The organism is Rhizobium etli 8C-3, assembly GCF_001908375.1.
GTDB classification, from domain to species: Bacteria; Pseudomonadota; Alphaproteobacteria; order Rhizobiales; family Rhizobiaceae; genus Rhizobium; species Rhizobium etli_B.
This window is the reverse complement of record NZ_CP017244.1, coordinates 741440-766328: the sequence shown is the minus strand read 5'-3', so window position 1 is coordinate 766328 and position 24889 is coordinate 741440. Positions and strand designations below refer to the sequence as shown.

Genomic DNA, 24889 nt, shown 5'->3' with positions numbered 1-24889 from the left:
GTCAGCGACTCCTTCTTGCATCGTTGGCGCGTGGGTCAAGCAGCGGATAGAGAACGTCGACCAGAAGGTTCGAGACCATCACCAGGAAGGATCCGATGAGCGTGATCGCCAGGATGACTGGATAATCGGAATTCGTGAGCGCCTGCACGGTCAGACGGCCGAGGCCGGGTAGGCCGAAGACCAGTTCAACGAAGATCGCACCGTTGACGATGGTGATCATGACGAGCCCGAGCTGGGTGACGACCGGGGTCAGCACCGGGCGCAGGATATGCCTGAGAGCGACGACGATTTCCGGTACGCCCTTGGCCCGCGCCGTGCGTACGAAATCCTCCGACAGCACTTCAATCACTGCCGCACGCGTCTGGCGTACGATGAGCGCAATCGGCTGAAAGGACAAAACAATCAGGGGCAGCAGGATGCGGACATCAAAAATACCTCCCCAACCGTAGGGAACCTTGATCATCGGCAGGAAGACGATCAATCCGACCATGAGCAGTGGTCCGGCGACATAGGCAGGAATTGCCCATAAGAACAGGGCCGAGCCGAGGATCGTATAGTCGAGCCTGGAATTCTGATTGAGCGCTGCGATCATGCCGAGGGGGATGGCAACGACCGCTGTCAAGGTGATGGAACAAAGCGCCAGTTTGAAGGAGACGGGAGCGGCTGCGGAAACCATCGCCCAGACCGAGCGGCCCGAGGTCAGCGAATTGCCGAACTGGCCATGCAGCAAGTTCCAGATGTAAAGGCCGAACTGCTCGATGAATGGTTTGTTAAGGCCGGCGCTCTCTCGAATGGCTTCGATCCGTTCCGGATTATAGGCGACATCGCCCGGTGCACGAAGAAAGATCAGCTTGATCGGATCGCCGGCACCGTAAAATGCCATCGCATAAACGGCCATCATCACGACAAGGACGGACGGAATCCAGATGGCAAACCGCGTTAACACGTAACGAAACAAAGCCACCTCCACTTGTTCATCGGCGCAGTTTTCACGGGGATAGCCGCGGACAACCGCGCCTTCTGTTTGAAACATGCGCGAAGGCCGTACGGACCTCGCGCATGTTGCTGTTCAGCGACAAAGTCGGCGAAAGCCATCATGCTTGATCGATGGAAATGTCCCATGGTGCAACGACTTGCCAGTCCAGGTTCTTCTCCATCCCCTTGACCTCCTTCGTCGCCCAGCGGGACATCGCCTGAGAATACCATGGAATGAATACCCAATCGTCGCGGAACGCCTTTTGTGCCTCCTGCGCCAGTTTCACGCGCTGCGGGTCGTCTGCAGCCTTGGTCGCGGCTTCGGCAAGCAGGCTGTCGACCTTGTCGTTCTTGTAACCGCCGAGCTTGTTTTGGGCGTTGGAGGAGGTGGAGGCGATTGAACCGGCGAGGTAGGAAACGGCATCGGGGACGCGCGTGCCGACATCGTCGCGGAAAATCTGAACCGAGTTCTGGTCAGGCCCGGCATAGGCGTCCTGCTGCGGTTTCATGTCGACTGCGGTAATGCCGAGGTTCTGGCGCCACTGTTCCGCGATGAATTGGGCAGCTGCCTGGATCGCGGGCGCCGAGATGCCAACGAACATGATCTTCGGCAGCCGCTCGGGACCACCATAGCTCGATTGAGCAAGCAGCTTTTTTGCCCCTTCAGGATCAAAAGGATAGGGTTCGAAGCCGGAACCGTCCGCGCCAGGCACGGAATTCAGGATCTGGTCTGCCTTCTTGTGCGGTCCATCCGGATAAGACGCCTTGAAAAGCCCGTCGCGGTCAACCGCCATGATCAGCGCCTGACGCACTTTCGCATCGTTCATCGGTGCACGCGAAATGTTGAACCAGAAGTGCTGGCTCGTAGGAATGATCGGCCCTGCTGAAAACTCCGGACCGAGATCCTGGATTATCGTCGAGGTGACCAGTTCCGTATGGACGTTATACTCGCCGGAATTGATGAGAGACGTCGCCGTCACATTGTCTTCGATCGAACTGATCTCGATGCGAGCAAGCTTCGGCTTCGGACCGAAGAAATTCTCGTTCGGCTCAAACGTCAGGCTCCCTGCGTCGATGTCGATGCTCGTTAGCTTGAAAGGACCGGAGTAGACGGCATTATTGTCCGGCTTGTACCAGTCGGCTATCTCTTCCCCGTCGCTGCCTCTCGACTGCGACGCCTTGGTCACGGGAATAATATGGTTTGCCAGGCGCATGAAGAAAATCGGGTCAGCTTGCGTGAGTGTAACGGTGACCGTCCCTTCATCCGGCGTTGCGACCCCGGTAAGCTCAGTGCCGGAACCGGCTCCGATCTCTTTGTAGCCTTGCACCTTGCTCAGCACTTGGTCGGCGCGCTGGCTCTTGGTGTTCGGCATCGAGGCCACTTCCCATGAACCCTTCACATCCGCCGACGTGATCTTGCTGCCGTCGGAAAAAACAGCCTTCGGATCGATCTTGAAGGTCCAGACCTTGTTGTCGGACGATTCCCAGCTCGTGAATACATAAGGCTGCAACTTGCCTTCCGTGTCGAAATACATCGGCGACGCCCACCAGAACGAATTCCAGCGGAAGGTTCTGCCGCCGCCACGAAGTGGCGACCAATCCTGGTCGAAGGCCGGATTGATGGCCTTGAGAACCTGACCTTCCTCGGCCATGACAACACGTGCACTCATGCCGAACATCGTTAGGCCGACGCCTGCGGCGAGGCTAAGCTTCAGCGCATCACGGCGCGAAATTTGTGAGGCAGTCTGGTTCTTTCGAATTGTCATCTGCTCCTCCCATGAGCATTCAACGCGCCCTCGAAAGCCCTCCCCGAGCCAGCACGATGGAATGAGCAGCAGAGTTGCGCGACAATGTAAATCTGTCAATATAAAATTCATATTCTCGGCTGCAAAAATCTTGATACAAAAATTTTTCCCATTATAACAACACCTTGATCTAAGGTTGGCTTCAACGTGCAGCTTGTAAGATTGACAACAACTTTCTCCTGTGGACAAAACACTGCGGCAAAAAGCGTATAAAGGCGCTGTCGCTTCGACGAGGAGGAAAAAGATGAGCAATCATAAGATTACAGGCGTCTTCAGCGCCGCAACCACGCCTCTCAACGCTGACGGCAGCCCGGATCTTGGCCTTTTCACCGAGCATTGCCAACGTCTGCTTTCGGAGGGATGTCACGGTGTGGCGCTTCTTGGCACGACAGGCGAAGCGAATTCATTCTCGCTCGCCGAACGGCGCACCATTCTTGAAGCGGCCCTGAAAGCCGGCGTTCCGGCCGAAAACCTTCTGCCGGGGACCGGCGTTGCCGCCATTCCCGAAACCATCGAGCTCACCAACCATGCGCTTTCGCTCGGCGTGACCAAAGTCGTGATGTTGCCACCCTTCTACTACAAGGGCGTATCGGACGATGGCCTCTTCAATGCCTATTTCCAGATTCTAAACCGGGTGAACGACAGTCGCCTGCGCGTCATTCTCTATCATATACCGCAGGTCTCTGGCATTGCGATCTCGATCCCGTTGATCGGCAGACTGATCGATGCCTTCCCCGAAACCGTGGTTGGCATCAAGGAATCGGCTGGCGATTTCAATAACATGCAGGCAATCATCTCCGCCCATCCGGGCTTTTCGGTGCTTTGCGGCGCAGACCCATTGCTGCTGCCTTTGTTGAAGGCAGGTGGCGCCGGCTGTATTACGGCAACGTCCAATCTGGTCGCCTCTTCGCTCCGCACCGTCTATGACAACGTTTTCGATGCGACACGCGCCGCACAGGTCGATAAGGCACAAGAGCGCATCAATGCCTATCGCACGCTTTCGAATTCCTATGCACAGATCCCGGCGATCAAAGCCATGGTCGGCCTCAAGACGGGTGACAGTGCGTGGAAGCGCACCCGCCCGCCGCTGGTGGCGCTCAACGACGCCGAGTATGCGGCTTTGTCCGAAAACTATGCGCAGTTGCCATAAGGAGAACCTCATGAGCTTGACAGCTTTGCCGCCGGAAAAGATCCCCGCATTGATGAACGGCCTGATCCGGCCGAATTCCGCTCACGCTGGCCGCGCAGACGCCTACCTGCCCTCGCCATGCATCCAAAATCATGCCGCCAACCTCGCTTTTCTCCCCGGCGGCACCTTGAGCTGCGTCTGGTTCGGCGGCACGATGGAGGGCATGGGCGACATAGCGGTTTACATGTCGAAGCTCGCACCAGGAACAGCGCAATGGTCCGAGCCGCAGAAACTTTCAGACGACCCTTCAAAGTCCGAGCAGAACCCATTGATTTTCAATGCACCGGACAGGACCGTCTGGCTGCTTTACACTTCGCAGACTTCGGGCGATCAGGATGGCGCGGTTGTCAAATGCCGAATATCTCGCGACGACGGAAAAACGTTCGGACCGGTCCGGCTTCTTTGCGATTTGCCCGGAACCTTCGTCCGCCAACCGATCGTGACAAATTCCAAAGGAGACTGGCTTCTGCCGGCATTCCGCTGCGTCAGCCTACCGGGCCAACGCTGGAGCGGTGATGTAGACACCGCAGGTGTGCTGATATCCCGCGATCAGGGTCAGTCCTGGACCATGACCGACGTTCCTGACAGCCTCGGCGCAGTCCATATGAACATTCTGGCGCTCGGCAAGGGCAGGATGATAGCCTTCTTCCGCAACCGCTTTGCGCTAAACGTCCTCTCGGCTGCATCCGAAGACGACGGCGAAAGCTGGTCCCGTCCACGACCTATCAACCTGCCAAACAACAACTCGTCCATTCAGGCTGTTTTGCTGAAGGACGACAGGATTGCAATGGTTTACAACCACAGTAGTGCCGAGACTTCCACGGCGCGACGCCGGTCGCTTTACGACGAGATCGAAAGCGATCAATCTGAAATGGGCGCCACTGAGCCGGTCACATCGGGCCGCAAAGCAATATGGGGCGTGTCGCGCGCGCCTCTCAGCCTTGCCCTTTCCGACAACGGCGGTGCAGACTTTCATCGCCTGATCGATCTTGATACCGGCGACGGCTATTGCCTCAGCAACAATTCCAGGGATTCGCTCAATCGCGAATTCTCCTATCCCTCAATCGTTGAAGGCCCGGACGGAACGCTGCACATCGCCTATACCTATTATCGTCGGGCAATCAAATATGTCCGGCTTCCGGCTGAGGCACTCGGCTAGCCAGCTCACCGCCGATATTGACAAATATACGTTCAAACCGCGTGGGCACTATCCATCGATGCCAGCGCGTCCGCGTCAGCGAATGATGTTCCATCATTATTAAATAAATTCAAGTGGTTGTATGATGCTGCGCTCTTTTCTAGTCTTCACCCATTCAGCCTTTTGACGATCTTTCGAGATGTCCTGAGCATTTTTCTTGCCAGAAACAGGCGGCTGATATAACAACTTTACATCCTTGACGGTGATCGGCCGTTTTTTGTTAGGGAGGAGCCGCTTTCATGGCCAGTCTGGGTTCGCCTATCACGACCATCAGGCCGAACATCATCGAGTTCGGCATCGGCACGGCCGGCAGGCTCGGCAAATGGGCCGCAGAGAAAGGCTACACCCGCACGCTCGTCATTTCGGATGCCTTCAACGCTTCGCGCGTCGATGCCCTCGAGATCCAGGGCAAGGTCGAAGTGTTTGGAAATGTCATTCCGGAACCCGACATCGGCAATCTCGACAAGGTGCTGAGTGCCGCCGAAGCCGCCCGGGCAGAACTCGTCGTCGGCTTCGGCGGCGGCAGCGCCATGGACCTTGCCAAGCTCGCGTCCGTGCTTGCCGGTTCGCCGCAAAGCCTGCGCGAGGTCGTCGGAGCGAACATGGTTCAAGGCCCGCGCAAAGTGGCTCTCGCACAAGTGCCAACGACATCTGGAACCGGCAGCGAGGCGGGTATCCGCGCGCTGGTAACCGATCCCGAAACGATGGCGAAACTTGCCGTCGAAAGCGTCTACATGCTTGCCGATATCGCCGTCGTCGATCCGGCGCTTTCCTTTACCGTTCCGCCCCGCACGACGGCTGCGACCGGAGTGGATGCAATGGCGCATTGCGTGGAGGCCTTTACCAATCGCAAGGCGCATCCGATGATCGATATCTACGCGATCGAAGGCACGCGGCTCGTTGGCAAATATCTGGAACGTGCTGTCAGGGACGGCGCCGATGCAGAAGCGCGCGCTGGCTTGTCGCTCGCCTCCCTTTATGGCGGCTTCTGCCTGGGACCGGTCAATACGGCCGGCGGCCACGCCCTCGCCTATCCGCTCGGCACGCGCTGGCATGTCGCCCATGGCGCTGCAAATGCACTGATCTTCCCGCATGTGCTGGCTTTCAACACACCGTCCGTTCCGGCCAAGACCAAGGCTGTCCTGGAAGCTCTCGGCCATCCCGCCTCCGCTGAGATCAAAACCGTCTTCTCAGCCGCCTATGAGTTTTGCGCAGAACTCGGCATCGAGATGAAGCTGTCGGGTTTGGGTGTGCCTGAAAGCAGCCTGGACGAGATGGCCGATGATGCCTTTGCCATCCGCCGCCTGCTCGATAATAATCCGCGTGATCTGACACGCGACGACATCCGCTCGATCTATGAAGCCGCCTTCTAGGCCGGCCCTTGCAAAGGGAAATTGACTGATGGTCAAAAATGCGAAAGTCGCAGTCACGCTCGGCGATCCGGCAGGCGTTGGCCCGGAAGTCATCGTCAAAGCGCTTGCGGCAATGCCAAGACATGAGCGCCGCGATTTCGTCATCGTCGGCAGTAGCAATGCACTGCAGCGGGCCTGCCGCACGACCGGCATCGACCTGCGCTTTGCGCCCTCTGCATCGGAAGACGGATCGACGATTGCCCTCGACGAGGTGGCGCTTGACGGCAGCCTTCCCGAAATCGGCAAAATCAGCCCCGTCGCAGGCGACGCTTGCGTTCGCTACATCAGCCGCGCCGTCGAGCTTGCGATGTCGGGCGATGCCGACGTGATCGTCACGGCGCCGATCAACAAGGAGGCAATGAACCTTGCCGGGCATCATTTCGACGGCCACACCGGCCTGCTTGCGCATCTGACCGGCTCGAGGAGTTCGTTCATGCTGCTTGCCTCGGAGCGCCTTAATACGATCCATGTTTCGACGCATGTCTCGCTGCGAGGTGCCATCGAGCGCGCCAAGACGGACCGCGTCATTGCAACGATCGAAGCGGGCCATAACCACTTTGTGCGCCTTGGCAAGAAACCACGGATCGCCGTTGCCGGCATCAACCCGCATTGCGGCGAAAACGGCCTCTTCGGCACGGAAGACATGGAGTTTCTGACGCCTGCGGTCGAACTGGCTCAAGCTAAGGGCATTGACGTGGTTGGCCCGATTTCAGCCGATACCGTCTTTGCGCGTGCCTATAACGGCGCCTTCGATCTGGTAATTGCCCAGTATCACGACCAGGGCCACATTCCGATCAAGCTCGTCGCCTTCGAAACCGCCGTCAATGTGTCGCTCGGTCTTCCAATCGACCGCGTCTCCGTCGATCACGGCACCGCCTTCGATATTGCTGGCACCGGAAAGGCAAATCACGCCAACATGCTATCGGCGATTGCCTACGCGCAGCTGATGGCGCGTTCACCGCGCCAGCGCGCATAGTTCAAACGACGCTCGATAGTATGTTACATATCGTCGATCCGACATTACAGGCGATCGGCCTGATCGATGACGTCAGTTTCAAAGCCTTTCCCTTTTTCTCACGGGTAATCCCGAAAACCTGTGACAACCCCGCGGTCAGGCATCTTCAAGTTGCGTGGAACAGACACCTTCCGACAGCCTGCGTGCCGAAACTCGATCCAACCCGGCTCGATGGACTTGAGCAGGAGCCGAAACTCGTGCGTGCCTAATGCCGGCGCTGCGCTGAGACACTGCCAGCATCTACACCGGAAAGAGGCTGGTCAGCGGCATGTGGGCCTTGACGATCGGTGATTTCAGCACCACGAAGCTGAAATACTTGTCAATGCCGATGTCCATGTCCGTTAGCCGCTCCATAATGGTCTGGTACTCGCCGATGCCCGCTGTTACGAACTTCAGCATATAGTCGTAGCCACCGGAGACCAGGTGGCATTCGATCACCTGGTCGATCTTCTCGACTGCCGCAAGGAAGCGGGCGAAATCGATCTGCCTGTGGTTCTTGAGGGTAACCTCGGTGAAGACCGTGAGGGTCTGACCAAGCTTGCCGACATTCACCTGGGCGCAATAGCCGATAATATAGCCCTCTGACTGCAGCTTCTTCACGCGCATGAGGCAAGGGCTTGGCGAAAGATTGACCAGTTCGGCAAGCTCGACATTGGTGATACGGCCATTTTTCTGCAGCTCATAGAGAATCTTGATGTCGATCCGATCGAGTTTCATGTGAGCCCTGCCTTAACTGGTTTCATCGATCGGCAACCGCAGCAGAAAATGCTGCGCCATGCCGATCCGACCATAGCATATAAGTCCCTCCTGTCATTATCTGTGCGCTTGCCCTGACAAGCATAAACGGTTGCACGATCGCGCAAGGGCAGTAGAAAATGCTGACCCTTCACGAACTCCAGCTCTGTCCTTCTCGGCCAGGCTTTCGATCGACGGCCTCAGCTGGAACATCGAGCCTGCCCCCGATTGGTGCCGGAACTCGAGCGGAACTGGGGGGTGGTGGTGCCAGCTGGCAGCTTGGACAGGATAAAATTGGGACGGCACCCCAGCCATCGGGGAAATGGCTTCCAGGGTTCGCCATTGCCGCCGGCTCCAGCGGATGTGGGTTGAGCATCGGACCTATCGCCGACATCCGATCGCCGACTCCCCACAGGCTCGCCGCTCGTGGAACCCGATAAAGGCGCTTCAAACCATCGGCCTGCGAAGGCTGGGGATGCCTAAACCGCGTATTTTTTGTGCATTATTACTTTATGCTTATTTTTGCGGCTTTTAACTTGCCTGTTTTATTGCGGTGCGTCATAAACGGCGCATGAGCCGTTTCGACCTGACAATTCTGGTCATAGATGAAAATGCAATCCGCGCCTCGATTATCGAGGAGGGCTTGCAGGAGGCCGGCCACACGCGGGTCACCGTCATTCACGAAGTCCAGGGCGTCGCACGCATCATCGAAACACTGAAACCGGACGTTATCATCATCGACATCGAGAATCCGAACCGCGACATGATGGAGCACCTGTTCCAGCTGACACGAACGGTCAGTCGGCCGATCGCGATGTTCGTCGATCGGTCCGATACGGCTTCCATCGAAGCGGCCGTAGATGCCGGCGTCTCTGCCTATATCGTCGACGGTCTGAAAAAGGAGCGGGTCAAACCCATTCTCGATATGGCCGTCAGCCGGTTCAATGCCTTCAGCCGCCTGCAGCGGGAGCTCGCCGACGCAAAATCGGCACTCGAAGAGCGCAAGGTCGTCGAGCGGGCCAAAGGCATCCTGATGAAGATGCGCGGCCTTTCGGAGGAACAGGCATTCGCTCTGCTGCGCCAGACGGCGATGAACGAGAAGAAGAAGATGTCCGAAATCGCACAAAGCGTCGTGACGGCCGCAGGGTTGCTGATGTGACCCGCCGCCACGGCCAATCGATTGTCCGGAGGACTGCGGAGTGAATGCGGTGACGAAAATAGACACACAGCAAGGACGCGTCTCTGCGCCTTCAAAACTCAGCAGCGAGGGCCCGCGTGTTCTTCGCGCCGGCTTTATTCCCTTGGTCGACGCCTCGGTGCTGATTGCGGCCGCTGAATTCGGATTTGCCGAGAAGGAGGGCCTGACCCTCGATCTCGTCAGAGACGTTTCATGGGCGAATGTTCGCGACCGCCTGGCCTTTCGCCAGTTTGATATAGCCCATATGCTCTCACCGATGCCTGTTGCGGCAGCACTTGGACTGGGCTCGAACCCTTCGCCGACCATCACACCCTTTTCGCTCGGGCGCGGCGGCAATGCGATCACCCTTTCGACGCGCCTCTTCGAACGGATGCGCGAAACCGCAGGTCTTTCCGAGGAAGCCAGCGCCCTCGAAAGCGCGCGCGCCTTTGCATTGGTGCTGAACCAGATGCGGCTGACCGGCGAGCCGGTGCCGACTCTCGGGATGACCTATCCCTTTTCCTCGCACAACTACGAATTCCGCTACTGGCTGGCCGCAGGCGGCATTGATCCCGACAAGGACGTGAAGCTCGTCGTCGTCCCGCCGCCACTCACCTCCGACGCTCTGGCTGCCGGCGCGATCGACGGCTTCTGTGTCGGCGCGCCGTGGAACATGGTGGCGTCTGAGCGCGGTGTCGGTCGGATCGTTGCGACAAAACAGGATATCTGGCCGTCAGCCCCGGAAAAGGTCGTCGGCATGCGGCCGGATTGGGCAGAGAGCCATCCGGAAACGGTCTCCCGGCTGATCGTGGCGCTCGATGCCGCAGCACGCTGGTGCGACGATGCCGCAAACCACGATGCCTTGGCCGCGCTACTGGCCGATCAGCGCTATATTGCAGCACCCGTCGACATTATCCGATATGTGCTTGCCGGCGAGTTCAGCCTGGATGCCAAGGGCAACCGCCGCGTCATCAATAACTACTTCCTGTTCCATGGCGGCTTTGCAAACTACCCAAGGCCGAGCCAAGCATTGTGGATCTATAGCCAGATGGTCCGCTGGGGACAGGCGTCAATCAGCCTGAACAGCGCGCGCGCGGCAGCTTCCGCCTATCGCCCCGACCTCTACAGGACGGCACTCGGGGAGACGCGCACGCCTCAGGATGCCGATATCCGCATCGAAGGCGACAACGACCAAGACCGCTTCATGGACGGCCGCCCTTTCGATCCGGCGCGGCTCGTGGAGTATGTCCGCGGATTTGCGGTTCGCAGCACCCTACCCTTTGCACCGGATGCGCACGAGGCCTGATTTCCTTTTTGCTTTGCACAAAAGGCTGGCAGCCGCCCGCGCACGAGAAATAGCATTAGCACAAAATATACGCAGGATTGGTATAAGCTCAAAATTTGTGCATAGGCGCTTAAAGCGCAGAACTTGATTTAATTTCAATGATCTAAAGTTCACTTCAAAAACTGGCACGGGGCTTGCAGGAGAAACCTTGCCCGGATCAATGGCGATCTTGGCGGACAAGCGCGCGATAAGCGCTTGCAAAAGACATCGACGTCGCACGGTTTTTGCTGTCCGGGAACTCTCCCTTCCCGCAGACGCAATTTCCGGGCGGCGTTTTTTTATTCCCGAACATTCCTGCGACGACCAACAAGGGGAACCAGCGCATGAACAAGATCCTTACGAGCGGCATGAGCCGCCGCAGCCTCCTGAAAACAACCGCCGCGGCTGCCTTGATCGGCGCAGTCCGCACGGCTTTTCCCTCCGGCGCTTTTGCAGCAGCCGCAGCACCTGAAGTTACGGGCGCCAAACTTGGCTTTATCGCGCTGACCGACGCTGCCGCGTTGATCGTCGCCAAGGAGAAGGGCCTTTTCGAAAAACACGGCCTTGCCGATGTCGAGGTCGCCAAGCAGGCTTCCTGGGGCGCAACACGCGACAATCTCGTTCTCGGCGGTGCCTCGAACGGGATCGACGGTGCTCATATCCTTTCGCCGCTGCCCTATCTCATGCATACGGGCAAAGTGACGCAGAACAATCAGCCGGTACCGATGGCCCTGCTCGCCCGCCTGAATTACGACAGCCAGGGCATTTCCGTCGCCAAGGAATATGCCGATACCGGCGTCCAGCTCGACGCATCCAAGCTGAAGGCGGCCTTCGAAAAAAAGAAGGCCGAAGGCAAGGAAGTGAAGGCCGCAATGACCTTCCCCGGCGGCACCCACGACCTTTGGATCCGCTACTGGCTCGCCGCCGGCGGTATCGATCCGGACAAGGACGTCTCCACCATCGTCGTGCCGCCGCCGCAAATGGTGGCAAACATGAAGGTCGGCAACATGGACGTCTTCTGTGTCGGCGAGCCATGGAACGAGCAGCTCGTCAATCAGGGCATCGGCTTTACCGCAGCAACGACCGGCGAACTCTGGAAGGGACATCCTGAAAAGGCGCTCGGCATGCGCGCCGACTGGGTCGAGAAGAACCCGAATGCCACAAGAGCCCTGCTGATGGCCGTGATGGAAGCCCAGCAATGGTGCGACAGCATGGACAACAAGGAGGAGATGGCAACAATCCTCGGCAAGCGCCAATGGTTCAACGTGCCGCCGAAGGACGTCCTTGGCCGCCTCAAGGGAGACATCAACTACGGCAACGGCCGTGTCGTCCATGGCACCGATCTTTACATGAAGTTCTGGGCAGGCGGCGCTTCCTATCCCTTCAAGAGCCACGATACCTGGTTCATGGCCGAGAACGTTCGCTGGGGCAAGTTCGCCCCTGATACCGACATCAAGGCTCTCGTCGACCAGGTCAACCGGGAGGATCTCTGGCGCGATGCGGCCAAGGCGCTGGGTGTCGCTGCCGCCGACATCCCCTCTTCTCCGTCCCGGGGCAAGGAAACCTTCTTCGACGGCAAGGTCTTCGATCCGGAAAATCCGTCCGCCTATCTCGATAGCCTTGCCATCAAGGCCGCATCCTGATCCCCACCTCCGGCGCGCGACAGGCGCGCCGGCCTTTTATTCACGACGAGGAGCGCCCCATGTCCGCCCTGGCAAAGAACAAACCCATACCGGCAAAGACTGCGCCGAAGGCTGCAAATGTCGTGCGCCTTGCAAGACAGCCGGCACCCCGGATCAATGTCCGCGACGTTGCGATGGTGGCCGCACGCACCATCGTGCCGCCGCTTGTCGTGCTTACGATTATTCTGACCGTCTGGCAGGTGCTCTGTTCGTCGCCCGACGCCTCGCTGCCCTCTCCCCACCGGGTCTGGCAGGAAAGCTTCGATCTGATTGCTTATCCCTTCTTCAATTACGGCTCCCAGGACATCGGGCTTGGCTGGCGCGTCATTATCTCGCTGCAGCGCGTCGCCTACGGTTTCGGTCTTGCCGCGATTTCGGGTGTCGTCATCGGCGCCGTCATTGGTCAATCCATTTGGGCCATGCGCGGGCTCGATCCGATCTTTCAGGTCTTGCGCACTGTCCCGCCACTTGCCTGGCTGCCGCTGTCGCTCGCCGCCTTTCAAGATTCCAATCCTTCAGCAATCTTCGTAATCTTCATCACCTCCATCTGGCCAGTGATCATCAACACGGCCGTTGGTGTGCGTAATATTCCGCAGGACTACCGCAACGTGGCGCAGGTGCTGCGACTCAATCACTTCGAATTCTTCTTCAAGATCATGCTGCCATCGGCGGCGCCCTACATCTTTACCGGCCTTCGTATCGGCGTCGGTCTGTCGTGGCTTGCCATCGTCGCAGCCGAGATGCTGACCGGCGGCGTCGGTATCGGCTTCTTCATCTGGGATGCGTGGAATTCGTCGCGCTTGCCGGACATCATCGTCGCCCTGGCCTATATCGGCGTCGTCGGTTTCGCGCTCGACAAGCTGGTGGCCGCCTCAGGCCGACTGATCACCCGTGGCGCTTCGGCAAACTGAAAGGAACGACCATGACTGCCTATCTCAAGCTCGACCATGTCGACAAGCATTTTGACCGGGCCGGAACGCGCGCCGAAGTGCTGAAGGGCATCAGCCTGACGATTGCCAAGGGTGAGTATGTATCGATCATCGGCCACTCCGGTTGCGGCAAATCCACGCTTTTGAACCTGATCGCCGGATTGACGCCGGTTTCGGCCGGTGCCGTGCTTCTCGAAAACCGGGAAGTCAATGCGCCCGGTCCCGAACGCGCCGTCGTGTTCCAGAACCACAGCCTGCTTCCCTGGCTCACCGTCTATGAGAACGTCAACCTGGCCGTTTCCAAGGTCTTCAGCAGTTCGAAGAGCAGGGCGGAGCGTCACGAATGGGTCATGGCCAATCTTGATCTCGTCCAGATGGCCCATGCCAAGGACAAGCGGCCCGCTGAGATTTCCGGCGGCATGAAGCAGCGTGTCGGCATTGCCCGTGCGCTGTCGATGGAGCCGAAAATCCTGCTGCTCGACGAACCCTTCGGTGCACTCGACGCGCTGACGCGTGCCCATCTACAGGATGCGGTGATGGATATCCACGCACGTCTCGGCAACACGATGGTGATGATCACACACGATGTCGACGAGGCCGTGCTGCTCTCTGACCGCATCGTGATGATGACCAACGGACCCGCGGCCAAGATCGGTGAAATCCTCGACGTGCCGATCGAAAAGCCGCGCAACCGCATCGAACTCGCTTCGGACCGCACATACCTCAAATGCCGCGAGGCGGTGTTGAAGTTTCTTTACGAACGTCACCGCTTCGTTGAAGCCGCGGAGTAGCTCACAACGATTGGCGCTGCGCAGATACCGTGGTCGACTCCTCGAGATTGAGCAACCAAGATATTACTTGATTTTGTGTCTGTCTTCGCGCATCTGCGGCCTCGTGTCCTTGGCTCCTGCATCATCGGCGCGCTGTTGCCAATGAATACCAATAACCCGCGGTCTCATGAAAGCTAACAGTCTGAATGTCCTGGTCATTGATGAGAACCGCATTCGTGCGTCCATCATCGAGGACGGGTTGCTCGAGGCCGGTTACGACCGGGTGACGATCATCGATGACATGAATGGTCTTGCCAGGCGCATCACCGAGATCAATCCCGATGTCATCGTCATCGATCTCGAAAACCCCAACCGCGACATGCTCGAGAGCATCTTCCAGATATCGCGTGCGGTGAAGAGGCCTATTGCCATGTTCGTGGACAAGTCCGATGAGGCCTCGATCGAAGCTGCGGTCGAGGCGGGTGTTTCCGCATATATTGTCGATGGCCTGAAGCAGGAACGCGTCCGACCCATCCTCAAGATGGCGATCAGTCGTTTCAATGCCTTTGCGCGATTGAGCCAAGAACTGGAAGAAACACGCGGCGAGTTGGAAAAACGAAAGCTGATCGATCGCGCCAAGGGGTTGCTGATGCGCACCCGCGGGCTGTCGGAAGCCGAAGCCTACGCGCTATTGCGGCGCACGGCTATGAACCAGAACAGGAAAGTCGTCGAGATCGCTCAAAGCCTTGTCACCGCGGCAAACCTGCTTGATCCTGGAGCGGACGTATGAGGAACATGCATGACATCACCGCGGGCTTCGTTCCGCTTCTCGACAGCGCACTGCTCGTCGTCGCCAAAGAGAAGGGCTTTGCTGCAGCGCAGGAAGTGGCCCTCACGCTCGTGCGGGAGCGATCCTGGGCAACGATCAGGGACAGGCTGGCGGTCGGCCATTTCGAAGTCGCTCATATTCTTGCCCCCATGCCGATCGCCTGCAATTTAGGTCTCATGGCCCCCGCGCCGCGCATGATCGTACCCATGGCGCTCGGACTCGGCGGAAATGCCGTCACCGTTTCGGGCGCCTTGTGGCGGGAAATGGCCGACGATGGTGCAACCGATCCGCTTGATGCGCGCTCAAGCGGTGCCGCACTGAAGAAAGTGATATCGCAGCGGGCAGGCGAGAAGCTTCGTTTCGGCATCGTACACCCCTATTCCGGACATAACTACGAATTGCGCTACTGGCTTTCTGGAAGCGGCATCGATCCGGAGCGCGAGATCGAGATCACGACCCTTCCGCCGCAGGATATGGGTGACGCGCTGAGGTCGGGGCTGATCGACGGCTATTGTGCTGGAGAACCATGGAATACTTTCGGCGTCCTCAAACGCGGCGCCCACATTGCAACCGTCAAGGCAGCAATCTGGAAATCCAGCCCCGAAAAGGTGCTCGGGGTGAACAGTCGCTGGGGCGATAGCAATCCTGAGGCTCTCGTGGCCCTTTTGCGAGCGCTCTACAATGCCTCACTCTGGTGCGCCGATCCCGCCAATCATGAAGAGCTTGCCCTGCTGCTTTCGGGTCCGGCCTATATCAACAGTCCTGCGGAGTGGCTGCTTCCATCCGTTACCGGAGTGCTCAGAATTGGCCGAGACGCTACGCAGACGGTCAGCGACTTCTTCGTCCCGCACGCCAAGGCGGCGACGTTTCCATGGAAGAGCCACGCACTTTGGTTCTACACACAGATGGTCCGCTGGGGCCACGTCGATCACACCACAGCCCATCAAAACGTAGCCGGCAACACCTATCGGCCGGATATCTACCGCAACGCTCTAAAGGCGCTTGGCGTTGCCATGCCTGCTGCAAGTTCAAAGGTTGAGGGCGCCTTGCGCATGGAAACGCCAGTTGGCTCCAGCGGCACGATGACGCTCGGTCCCGATGGCTTTTTCGACGGCAATCTCTTCGATCCCGATTGCGTCGATGCGTATATTGCTGCTCAAAAGCAGGCATAGCATGACGCCTAATTTCTATGCATTGCATAATTTTTGACCGAAGAAGCCGGGTGTCGCGACCTGGCCATCCTGACCAATAAGGCGGATTTACGCTGAGAATTGGCCAAATCCACTTCGATTTCGAGTTGGCACGCCTCTTGCATGGATAATAGCGAGGCCGAAAGGTCGCATTTTTCGGCGTCCAAAGACGGGCGCCTCAGGCAAAGCCGCTGATCAGGACATCCCGCGCATTCTTGTGTGCGCGACCTGGCCAGCGGCTTTTTGTTTTAACTCTTACCGATTGATTGGCACGACATTGTCGGGCCCTGGAGAAGCCATGCCTTTTTCTGAGAAACCCCAGCCAATGTCTGCTGGCGAGTCAGCCAGAGCATTGTGGATTTCGACGGTCGCCTTCACCGTTTGCTTCGCCGTCTGGACGATCTTTGCGATTATAGGCGTTCGTATCAAACAGGAACTCGGTCTCAACGAGGCAGAATTCGGACTGCTGGTCGGCACCCCCGTGTTGACCGGCTCGCTCGTCCGGATCGTGCTAGGCATATGGACGAGCCGCTATGGCGGCCGTCTGGTCTACACGCTCACCATGGTGGCAGCGGCCATAGCGACTTTCCTGCTCTCCTACGCAACAAGCTACACGGAAATGCTGATTGCTGGACTCGGGATCGGCCTCGCCGGGGGCTCTTTCGCAGTTGGTGTCGCATATGTCTCGCCGTTCTTTCCGCCAGACAAGCAGGGTACTGCGCTCGGGATTTTTGGCGCTGGCAATGTCGGAGCCGCGGTTACCAAGTTCGCGGCGCCCTTCGTGCTCATCGCCTGGGGATGGCAGGCGGTTGCTGAAATCTGGGCTCTCGTTCTTGTGGCGATGGCGGTCGTCTTCTGGTTTTCGACCACCGACGACCCAGCTTTTCGCGACCGCCGCTGTCGCGGCGTCGCACCCAAGAGCTTCCTTGAAGAATTCACTCCTCTCAAGAACATCCAGGTCTGGCGTTTCTCGCTTTACTATTTTTTCGCCTTCGGCGGGTTTGTCGCTTTGTCGCTGTGGTTGCCGCGCTATCTGGTCGGCGTCTACGGGTTCAATCTGGAAATCGCCGGCATGATTGCGGCGGCCTATTCCGTTCCAGGCAGCATCTTTAGAGCATTCGGCGGCGTCCTGTCCGACAAGAAGGGCGCAAGAAGCGTCATGTATGCGATGCTGGCCGTTTCCGCCGTCGCTACTCTCATCCTGTCGCTACCGGCTGCATCCGGATCCGAGCCCGGGCTTGGTATCACGCCGGCAATCTTCATTATCGTCATCTTCGTGCTCGGCTTCTTCATGAGCCTCGGCAAAGCAGCCGTCTACAAACACATTCCGGCCTACTATCCCGAAAGCGTCGGCGCAGTCGGCGGCGTCGTCGGCATGATGGGCGGCCTTGGCGGCTTCATCCTTCCGATCGCTTTCGGCCTGCTCAAGGACATCACCGGCCTTTGGTCCAGCTGCTTCCTGCTGCTGTTTGCGATCGTCGTGACGTCGCTCATCTGGATGCACCTGTCCGTAAAGCACCTGTCACGCCAGGGGCACGCCGTGCCCGCAGTGGCGGCAACCTAATCAAGGACTTGTTACTATGACAGAAAAACTCGTTATCATCGGCAACGGCATGGCGCCCGGGCGCATGCTCGAGCACCTCTTCGAAAAGGCGCCTGGTCAGTACGAGGTGACAATCTTCAACGCTGAACCCCGCGTCAATTACGACCGCATCATGCTCTCGCCTGTTCTTTCGGGAGAAAAGGACTATGAGCAGATCATCATTCATGGCGACGGCTGGTACATCAAGCACGGGATCACGCTCTACAAGGGCCACAAGATCGTCGCGATCGATCGTCACGCGAAGACCGTGACCTCCGACCACGGCGTCACCGAAAGCTACGACAAGCTGGTGATCGCCACCGGCTCCGTGCCCTTCATCATTCCGGTTCCCGGCAAAGACCTACCCGGCGTCATCACCTACCGTGACCTCGACGACGTGCAGGCAATGCTGCTTGCTGCCCAGTCACGCGAAAAGGCAATCGTCATCGGCGGCGGCTTGCTGGGTCTTGAGGCGGCAGCTGGCCTTGCCCAGCGTGGCATGGACGTGACCGTGCTGCATGTGATGCCGACGCTGATGGAGCGTCAACTGGATCCTGCGGCCGGCTATCTGTTGCAAAGGGCCGTCGAGGAGCGCGGCATCAAGGTCATCACCAGGGCCAATACCAAGGCAATCATCGGCGATGGCAAGGTCGAGGGCATCGAGCTCGACGACGGACGCATCATTCCGGCAACTCTCGTCGTCATGGCCGTCGGCATCCGTCCGAATGTCGGCCTGGCGAAAGAGGCTGGTATCGCGGTCAATCGCGGCATCGTCGTCGATAACGGCATGCAGACCTCGGACGGCAGCATCATGGCGCTCGGCGAATGTGCCGAAGTCGGTGGACAGGTCTACGGTCTTGTCGCGCCGCTCTACGAAATGGCCCGCGTTGCCGCCGCCCACCTCTCCGGTGACACCTCCGCTGCCTTCGTTCACTCCGACACCCCGACCAAGCTCAAGGTCACCGGCATCGAGCTCTATTCACTTGGCGATTTCGCCGATGGCGACGACCGCGAGGAGATCGTCCTTCGCGACGCTTCGGCTGGCGTCTACAAGCGCCTGGTGCTGAAGGACAACAAGATCATCGGGACGGTGCTGTACGGCGAAACCGCAGACGGCGCCTGGTTCAACGATCTCAAAAAGAAGCAGACCGATATTTCCGAGATGCGCGAGACGCTGATCTTCGGACAGGCCTACCAGGGAGGGTCTCCGCTGGACCCTATGGCGGCCGTTGCAGCCTTGCCGGATGACGCGGAAATCTGTGGCTGCAACGGCGTGTGCAAGGGTAAAATCAGTTCGACCATCACGGCCAAGGGCCTGACCTCGCTGGATGACGTGCGCGCCCACACCAAGGCCTCGGCGTCCTGCGGCTCCTGTACAGGCCTCGTCGAGCAGCTGATGGCGCTGACGCTCGGCGACAGCTATAACCCTGCCGCCGTGCAGCCAATGTGCAGCTGCACCGAACTTGGCCATGACGACGTGCGGCGCCTGATCAAGGCCAAGGGGCTGAAGACCATCCCTGCCGTCATGCAGGAGCTGGAGTGGAAGACTTCCTGCGGTTGTGCCAAGTGCCGTCCAGCGCTCAACTACTACCTCGTCTGCGACTGGCCGGACGAATATGCCGACGATTATCAGTCGCGGTTCATCAACGAGCGCGTCCACGCAAACATCCAGAAGGACGGCAGCTACTCGGTGGTGCCGCGGATGTGGGGCGGCGTTACCTCCTCCAAGGAGCTGCGCGCCATCGCCGACGTGGTCGACAAGTTCGAAATCCCGATGGTGAAGGTCACCGGCGGCCAGCGCATCGACCTGCTCGGCGTCGAGAAAGAGGACCTTCCCGCCGTCTGGGCCGACCTCGGCAAGGCAGGCTTTGTCTCCGGTCAGGCCTATGCCAAGGGCCTGCGCACGGTCAAGACCTGTGTCGGCTCAGACTGGTGCCGCTTCGGCACGCAGGATTCGACCGGGCTCGGCATCCGCATTGAAAAATTCATGTGGGGCTCTTGGACGCCGGCAAAGCTCAAGATGGCTGTCTCCGGATGTCCCCGCAACTGCGCGGAGGCGACCTGCAAGGATATCGGCGTCATCTGCGTGGATTCCGGCTACGAAATTCATTTCGCCGGTGCGGCCGGTCTCGACATCAAGGGCACCGAAATCCTCGGTCTCGTCAAGACCGAGGATGAAGCGCTCGTTCACATCGTTGCGCTGACGCAGATGTACCGCGAGCAGGCACGTTATCTCGAACGCATCTACAAATGGGCCAAGCGCATCGGCCTCGAAGAGATCCGTCGCCAGATCATGGGCGATGCCGAAAAGCGCAAGGCCTATTTCGAGCGCTTCGTGTTCAGCCAGAAATTCGCACAGGTCGATCCCTGGTCGGAACGCGTCTCGGGCAAGGATAAGCACGAGTTCAAGCCGATGGCGACGATCGGCTATCCTCAGGCTGCAGAGTAAGGAGATCAAGATGAACTGGATTGCAATCGGTGATATCTCCGAGATCCCGCTGCGCGGTGCGCGCTGCGTGAAGACGCCTCAGGGCAAGATCGCCGTCTTCCGGACGGCTGAAAACGAAGTCTTCGCCATAGAAGATCACTGCCCCCACAAGGGCGGTCCTCTCAGCCAGGGTATCGTGCATGCCAAGGCGGTCACCTGCCCGCTGCACAACTGGGTCATCTCGCTCGAAACCGGCAAGGCGCTTGGCGCCGATGAGGGGGCGGTGCGAACCATTCCGGTCCGCAACCAGGACGGCGCCCTCTTCGTCGCTCTTGAAAGCTTGATGATGGCGGCGGAATAGATGACACGAGAGATCAAGACGACCTGTCCCTACTGCGGCGTCGGCTGCGGAGTGATCGCCAGGATCGCGGATGACGGCAATGTTTCCGTCAAGGGCGACCCGGACCATCCGGCGAATTTCGGGCGGCTGTGCTCGAAGGGCTCGGCGCTCGCCGAAACGATCGATCTCGACGGACGCGTACTGCATCCGGAGATCGCGGGACGGCGGGCCGGATGGAATGAGGCTCTTGATCTGGTGGCGCAGCGCTTTTCGGATGCCATTGCCGAGCACGGGCCAGACTCCGTCGCCTTTTATGTCTCGGGTCAGCTGCTGACCGAGGACTATTACGTCGCCAACAAGTTGATGAAGGGTTTCATCGGCTCGGCCAACATCGACACCAACTCGCGCCTGTGCATGTCATCTTCCGTGGCCGGCCACCGCCGCGCCTTCGGCGCCGATACCGTTCCCGGGACCTACGAGGATCTGGAGCTTGCCGACCTGGTGATCCTTACCGGATCCAACCTCGCCTGGTGTCATCCTGTCATCTATCAGCGGCTGACGGCCGCCAAGCAGGCGCGTCCCGGCATGAAGATCGTCGTCATCGATCCGCGCCGCACGATGACAGCCGACTTCGCTGATCTCCACCTGGCGATCCGGCCGGACAGCGATGTCGCTCTTTTTCTCGGCCTCTTCGAGCACCTGATCGCAAACAATGCCATCGACCAGAATTATGTGGCTGAACACACGAACGGCTTTGCCGAGGCTTTTGCATCAGCCTCTGGTGTCTCCTTCAACGAGGTACTGGAGCGGACCGGCCTGCCAGCAATGCAGCTTCGCGAATTCTACCGTCTCTTCGAGGCGACCGAAAAGACCGTCACCTGCTACAGCCAGGGCATCAACCAATCCTCGTCAGGGACCGATAAGGTCAACGCCATCATCAACTGTCATCTCGCCACCGGACGCATCGGCAGGCCCGGCATGGGTCCCTTCTCGCTCACGGGCCAACCGAACGCGATGGGCGGCCGCGAGGTTGGCGGACTGGCTAATATGCTTGCCGCCCACATGGCGATTGAGAGCGGACAAGACCGTGATCGCGTGCAACGTTTCTGGCAGTCGCCGGCGATTGCCGAAGCGCCGGGTCTGAAGGCCGTCGACATGTTCAAGGCGGTCGGCGACGGCCGCATAAAGGCGCTCTGGATCATGGCGACGAACCCTGTGGTCTCGCTACCGGATTCCGATGCCGTCGAGGCCGCGATCAAGGCCTGCCCTTTCGTCGTCGTCTCCGATATCCTCAAGACAACCGACACCGCCCGCCATGCCCACGTATTGCTGCCCTCTCTGGGATGGGGAGAAAAAAGCGGCACAGTTACCAATTCCGAACGTCGCATTTCGCGTCAGCGTTCCTTCATCGACGCCCCCGGCGAGGCGCGCGCGGATTGGTGGCAATTGGCCGAGGTCGCACGCCGCATGGGTTTTGCCGATGCGTTCGCCTTTGCCTCTCCGGCAGATATTTTCGTTGAGCATGCCGCACTTTCGGCCTTCGAAAACAGCGGCAGCCGCGATTTCGACATCGGCGCCTATGCTGGCATCGGCAAAGCTGCCTACGAGGAGATGACACCCTTTCAGTGGCCGCAGCCCATCGGCGACGAAAGGATTGTGACCCGTTTCTTTGCGAAGGGCAGCTTTTTTCATCCTGATCGCAAGGCACGCTTCGTGCCGGTCGAACCACCCGCATCCGACCGCACCAGCGCCGACTACCCCTTCACGCTGAACACGGGACGTATCCGCGACCAATGGCATACGATGACGCGCACTGGTAAAAGTGCGCGGCTTTCGGCCCATATTGCCGAACCCTTTGGCGAACTACACCCCCGAGACGCGATGGAAATCGGTATCGGCAATGCCGGGCTGGTCGAAATTGAAAGCCCGCAGGGAAGGGTCATCGTGCGCGCGCTGATCACCGAACGCCAAGCCCGCGGCAACATTTTCGTACCCATGCACTGGAACGATCAGTTTGCCGCCAGGGCTCGTATCGACGCCGTGGTTGGCCCGCTCACCGATCCGTTTTCCGGCCAGCCTGCCTCCAAGAACGTCGCCGTCGCTGCCCGGCCATTGAAGGCAGCCCGCTATGGCTTTGCAGTGTCGGCGGGCAAACCGCAAAATCTCAGTGCCACCTATTGGGCCTTGGCCAAAGCAGATGGCGGCTGGCGACTGGAACTGGCCTTCGACCACGCGGTCGAAGACTGGTGCGCCTGGTGTCGCAGCACCTTTGATATTTCTGCCGAGATCGAGCCGCTCGGCTACGCAGATCAGCAATCGGGCGATCTGCGACTTGCCTTCTTCGACGGCACGCGCCTGCTTGCAGCCCTGTTCCTCGCCGCCGAACCGGTCGCTGTCGCTCGCAACTGGGCGATCTCACAGCTTGCCGCCGAACATGGCGACTTGCGCAAGCGCTTTGCCCTTGTCGCCGGCCGACCGGGCGCCGACAAACCGGACCCAGGCGCCACGGTCTGTTCCTGCTTCGCCGTCGGAGTCAATCAGATCGTAGCGGCGGTCCGCGGCGGCTGCCACAGTGTCGATGCAATCGGCAAAGAGCTCAACGCCGGCACCAACTGCGGCTCCTGCCGCGCCGAAATCAAGGGGATCGTCGATGGATGTCTTGCAGCAGCCGCGGAATGACAATCCAGCCCGCATGGAGCCGCTTGCAAAGCTGCCCGTCTTCTGGGCGCTTGAAGGCAAGCGGTGCGTGGTGGCCGGCGGCTCCGACGCCTGCGCCTGGAAGGCGGAACTTCTTGCCGCTTGTGGCGCTCATGTCGAAATCTATGCCGAAACGCTGAGCGATACCTTCAGGGCACTTCTTGCCCGCAATCTCGAGCACGCCGCGGCCAGACTGACCCATCATCCAAGGCATTGGCAACTGGAAGCTCTCGCCGGCGCTGCCATCGCAATTGCCGACTGCGACGACGAGATCGAAGCCGGGCGCTTTTTCAACGCGGCATGCGCGATGGGCGTTCCGGTCAATGTCATTGATAAGCCGGATTTCTGCCAGTTCCAGTTCGGATCGATCGTCAACCGCTCGCCTGTCGTTGTTGCAATCTCGACGGATGGTGCAGCACCCATTCTTGCCCAGACCATCCGGCGCAAGATCGAGACCCTGCTCCCGCGCACGCTGAAATCCTGGGCTGGACTTGCCCAATCAATACGCGGCAAGGTCAACGGGCTCCTCGAATCCGCTTCCGCGCGGCGGCTTTTTTGGGAAAAATTCGCCGACATGGCTTTCGACGGTCCTGCCTTAGACCATGCCGAGGAGCAGCTTTTGCTTGCCGCTCGGGGCTTGACGTGCGCAACAAGCACAACCGGACGCGTCACTCTCGTCGGAGCCGGGCCGGGCGATGCCGAGCTTCTGACACTGAAGGCGGTTCGCGCCCTGCAGGCCGCCGACGTCATTCTTTTCGATGATCTCGTTTCCGCCGAGGTGCTGGAACTCGCGCGCCGCGAGGCCAAGCGCATGCTGGTCGGCAAGCGCGGCGGCCGCACCAGCTGCCGCCAGGAGGACATCAACGCGACGATGGTAAAACTCGCAAAGGCGGGCAAGCGCGTCGTCCGCCTCAAGGCCGGCGATCCCATGATCTTCGGCCGCGCTGGCGAAGAGATCGCTCATCTCGATCGCGAAAACATTCCGGTCGACGTCATTCCCGGCATCACGGCCGCAAGCGCGATGGCCTCGCGCCTTGGCATTTCGCTGACCCATCGCGAGCATGCCCAGTCTGTCCGTTTCATCACTGGCCATTCCCGCCATGGCGGATTGCCGATGGATATCGATTGGACCGCCGCTGCCGATCCGCACACGACCACCGTCTTCTATATGGGCGGGAGAACAGCGCCGCTTATAGCCGACCGCCTGGTCGCCGAAGGGTTGTCGCCGGAAACACCGGTCGTCATCATGAGCGACGTGAGCCGCACGACGCAGCGTCAGTGGCACGGGAAGCTTCTCGGTCTTGCCGAAGGCATCCGCGAGATCGGCTATGATAACCCTGTCTTGATCGCAGTCGGTGATGTTTTTGCCGCCCGGCAACACGCCGCCCACGCAGCACCTTTGTCGGCCGCTGCGTCCCAATAGCAACTTTTTGCTGCTGCGCCCGCAATGACCTATTCCTGCGCAAGAACGTCGAGCGGCAGCGATGTTCCTTGCATCTCCACTCAAGCGAATCTCAAAAATCGATTTGCATAAGCGGTTCGGCAGATTTTTGAAACGAATGGTTCACGCGGCAGCTTGCAAGCACTGCTTGATTGCCATTCCGCGGTTTCC

Annotated in this window: 19 protein-coding genes; 16 read left to right on the top strand and 3 right to left on the bottom strand. The window is 59.2% G+C overall.

What is annotated here, in order from left to right:
- Position 1: 1 nt before the first annotated feature.
- Together AM571_RS28600 and AM571_RS28595 are read right to left on the bottom strand one after the other, a co-directional pair.
- The gene (locus AM571_RS28600; RefSeq protein ID WP_074065631.1) at positions 2 to 958 is read right to left on the bottom strand and encodes an ABC transporter permease; all 957 of its coding nucleotides are present in this window, start codon (positions 956 to 958) and stop codon (positions 2 to 4) included.
- Between the two features lie 136 nt (positions 959 to 1094).
- Positions 1095 to 2741 (bottom strand): ABC transporter substrate-binding protein, encoded by a 1647-nt coding sequence (locus tag AM571_RS28595; RefSeq protein ID WP_074064369.1) that lies wholly within the window; start codon positions 2739 to 2741, stop codon positions 1095 to 1097.
- A gap of 283 nt (positions 2742 to 3024) precedes the next feature.
- On the opposite strand from AM571_RS28595, the gene AM571_RS28590 reads away from it, so the two are divergent.
- The 4 genes from AM571_RS28590 (at position 3025) to pdxA (ending at position 7555) form a co-directional block, all read left to right on the top strand.
- The gene (locus AM571_RS28590) at positions 3025 to 3930 is read left to right on the top strand and encodes a dihydrodipicolinate synthase family protein (protein ID WP_074064368.1); all 906 of its coding nucleotides are present in this window, start codon (positions 3025 to 3027) and stop codon (positions 3928 to 3930) included.
- Between the two features lie 10 nt (positions 3931 to 3940).
- Positions 3941 to 5128 (top strand): sialidase family protein, encoded by a 1188-nt coding sequence (locus AM571_RS28585; RefSeq protein WP_074064367.1) that lies wholly within the window; start codon positions 3941 to 3943, stop codon positions 5126 to 5128.
- A 278-nt stretch (positions 5129 to 5406) separates the two neighbouring features.
- Positions 5407 to 6540 carry an iron-containing alcohol dehydrogenase gene (locus tag AM571_RS28580; protein WP_074064366.1) on the top strand — a complete coding sequence of 378 codons (1134 nt, stop codon included), beginning with the start codon at positions 5407 to 5409 and terminating at the stop codon, positions 6538 to 6540.
- A 28-nt stretch (positions 6541 to 6568) separates the two neighbouring features.
- On the top strand, positions 6569 to 7555 hold the full coding sequence (pdxA, locus tag AM571_RS28575) for a 4-hydroxythreonine-4-phosphate dehydrogenase PdxA (RefSeq protein WP_074064365.1): 987 nt from the start codon (positions 6569 to 6571) through the stop codon (positions 7553 to 7555).
- A gap of 279 nt (positions 7556 to 7834) precedes the next feature.
- On the opposite strand, the gene AM571_RS28565 is transcribed toward pdxA, so the two are convergent.
- On the bottom strand, positions 7835 to 8311 hold the full coding sequence (locus AM571_RS28565) for an Lrp/AsnC family transcriptional regulator (RefSeq protein WP_074064363.1): 477 nt from the start codon (positions 8309 to 8311) through the stop codon (positions 7835 to 7837).
- 589 nt (positions 8312 to 8900) lie between these two features.
- Between AM571_RS28565 and AM571_RS28560 the strand changes: the two genes are divergently transcribed.
- The 12 genes from AM571_RS28560 to cysG all read left to right on the top strand — a co-directional run bounded on the left by AM571_RS28560 (position 8901) and on the right by cysG (position 24700).
- Positions 8901 to 9488: an ANTAR domain-containing response regulator gene (locus AM571_RS28560; RefSeq protein WP_074064362.1), complete on the top strand. Its 588-nt coding sequence runs from the start codon at positions 8901 to 8903 to the stop codon at positions 9486 to 9488.
- 49 nt (positions 9489 to 9537) lie between these two features.
- Complete coding sequence (locus AM571_RS28555; RefSeq protein WP_132550840.1) at positions 9538 to 10812, top strand: CmpA/NrtA family ABC transporter substrate-binding protein; 1275 nt, start codon at positions 9538 to 9540, stop codon at positions 10810 to 10812.
- 362 nt (positions 10813 to 11174) lie between these two features.
- A complete protein-coding gene (locus AM571_RS28550) occupies positions 11175 to 12473 on the top strand; it encodes a CmpA/NrtA family ABC transporter substrate-binding protein (RefSeq protein ID WP_074065630.1) in 1299 nt (432 codons plus the stop codon).
- A gap of 59 nt (positions 12474 to 12532) precedes the next feature.
- A complete protein-coding gene (gene ntrB, locus AM571_RS28545) occupies positions 12533 to 13423 on the top strand; it encodes a nitrate ABC transporter permease (RefSeq protein ID WP_074064360.1) in 891 nt (296 codons plus the stop codon).
- Positions 13424 to 13434: 11 nt separating this feature from the next.
- On the top strand, positions 13435 to 14232 hold the full coding sequence (locus AM571_RS28540) for an ABC transporter ATP-binding protein (protein ID WP_074064359.1): 798 nt from the start codon (positions 13435 to 13437) through the stop codon (positions 14230 to 14232).
- A gap of 166 nt (positions 14233 to 14398) precedes the next feature.
- Positions 14399 to 15001 (top strand): ANTAR domain-containing response regulator, encoded by a 603-nt coding sequence (locus AM571_RS28535; RefSeq protein WP_074064358.1) that lies wholly within the window; start codon positions 14399 to 14401, stop codon positions 14999 to 15001.
- Positions 14998 to 16212: a CmpA/NrtA family ABC transporter substrate-binding protein gene (locus AM571_RS28530; RefSeq protein ID WP_074064357.1), complete on the top strand. Its 1215-nt coding sequence runs from the start codon at positions 14998 to 15000 to the stop codon at positions 16210 to 16212. The genes AM571_RS28535 and AM571_RS28530 overlap by 4 nt, the downstream gene beginning before the upstream one ends.
- A gap of 316 nt (positions 16213 to 16528) precedes the next feature.
- Entirely contained in the window at positions 16529 to 17794 is a 1266-nt protein-coding gene (locus AM571_RS28525) for an MFS transporter (protein WP_074064356.1), read from the top strand.
- A 16-nt stretch (positions 17795 to 17810) separates the two neighbouring features.
- On the top strand, positions 17811 to 20261 hold the full coding sequence (gene nirB / locus AM571_RS28520; protein WP_074064355.1) for a nitrite reductase large subunit NirB: 2451 nt from the start codon (positions 17811 to 17813) through the stop codon (positions 20259 to 20261).
- A gap of 10 nt (positions 20262 to 20271) precedes the next feature.
- Positions 20272 to 20601, top strand: coding sequence for a nitrite reductase small subunit NirD (gene nirD / locus AM571_RS28515; RefSeq protein ID WP_074064354.1), 330 nt, complete (start codon positions 20272 to 20274; stop codon positions 20599 to 20601).
- A complete protein-coding gene (locus AM571_RS28510; protein ID WP_074064353.1) occupies positions 20602 to 23259 on the top strand; it encodes a nitrate reductase in 2658 nt (885 codons plus the stop codon).
- A complete protein-coding gene (gene cysG / locus AM571_RS28505; RefSeq protein WP_074064352.1) occupies positions 23231 to 24700 on the top strand; it encodes a siroheme synthase CysG in 1470 nt (489 codons plus the stop codon). The genes AM571_RS28510 and cysG overlap by 29 nt, the downstream gene beginning before the upstream one ends.
- The last annotated feature ends 189 nt before the right edge of the window (positions 24701 to 24889 follow it).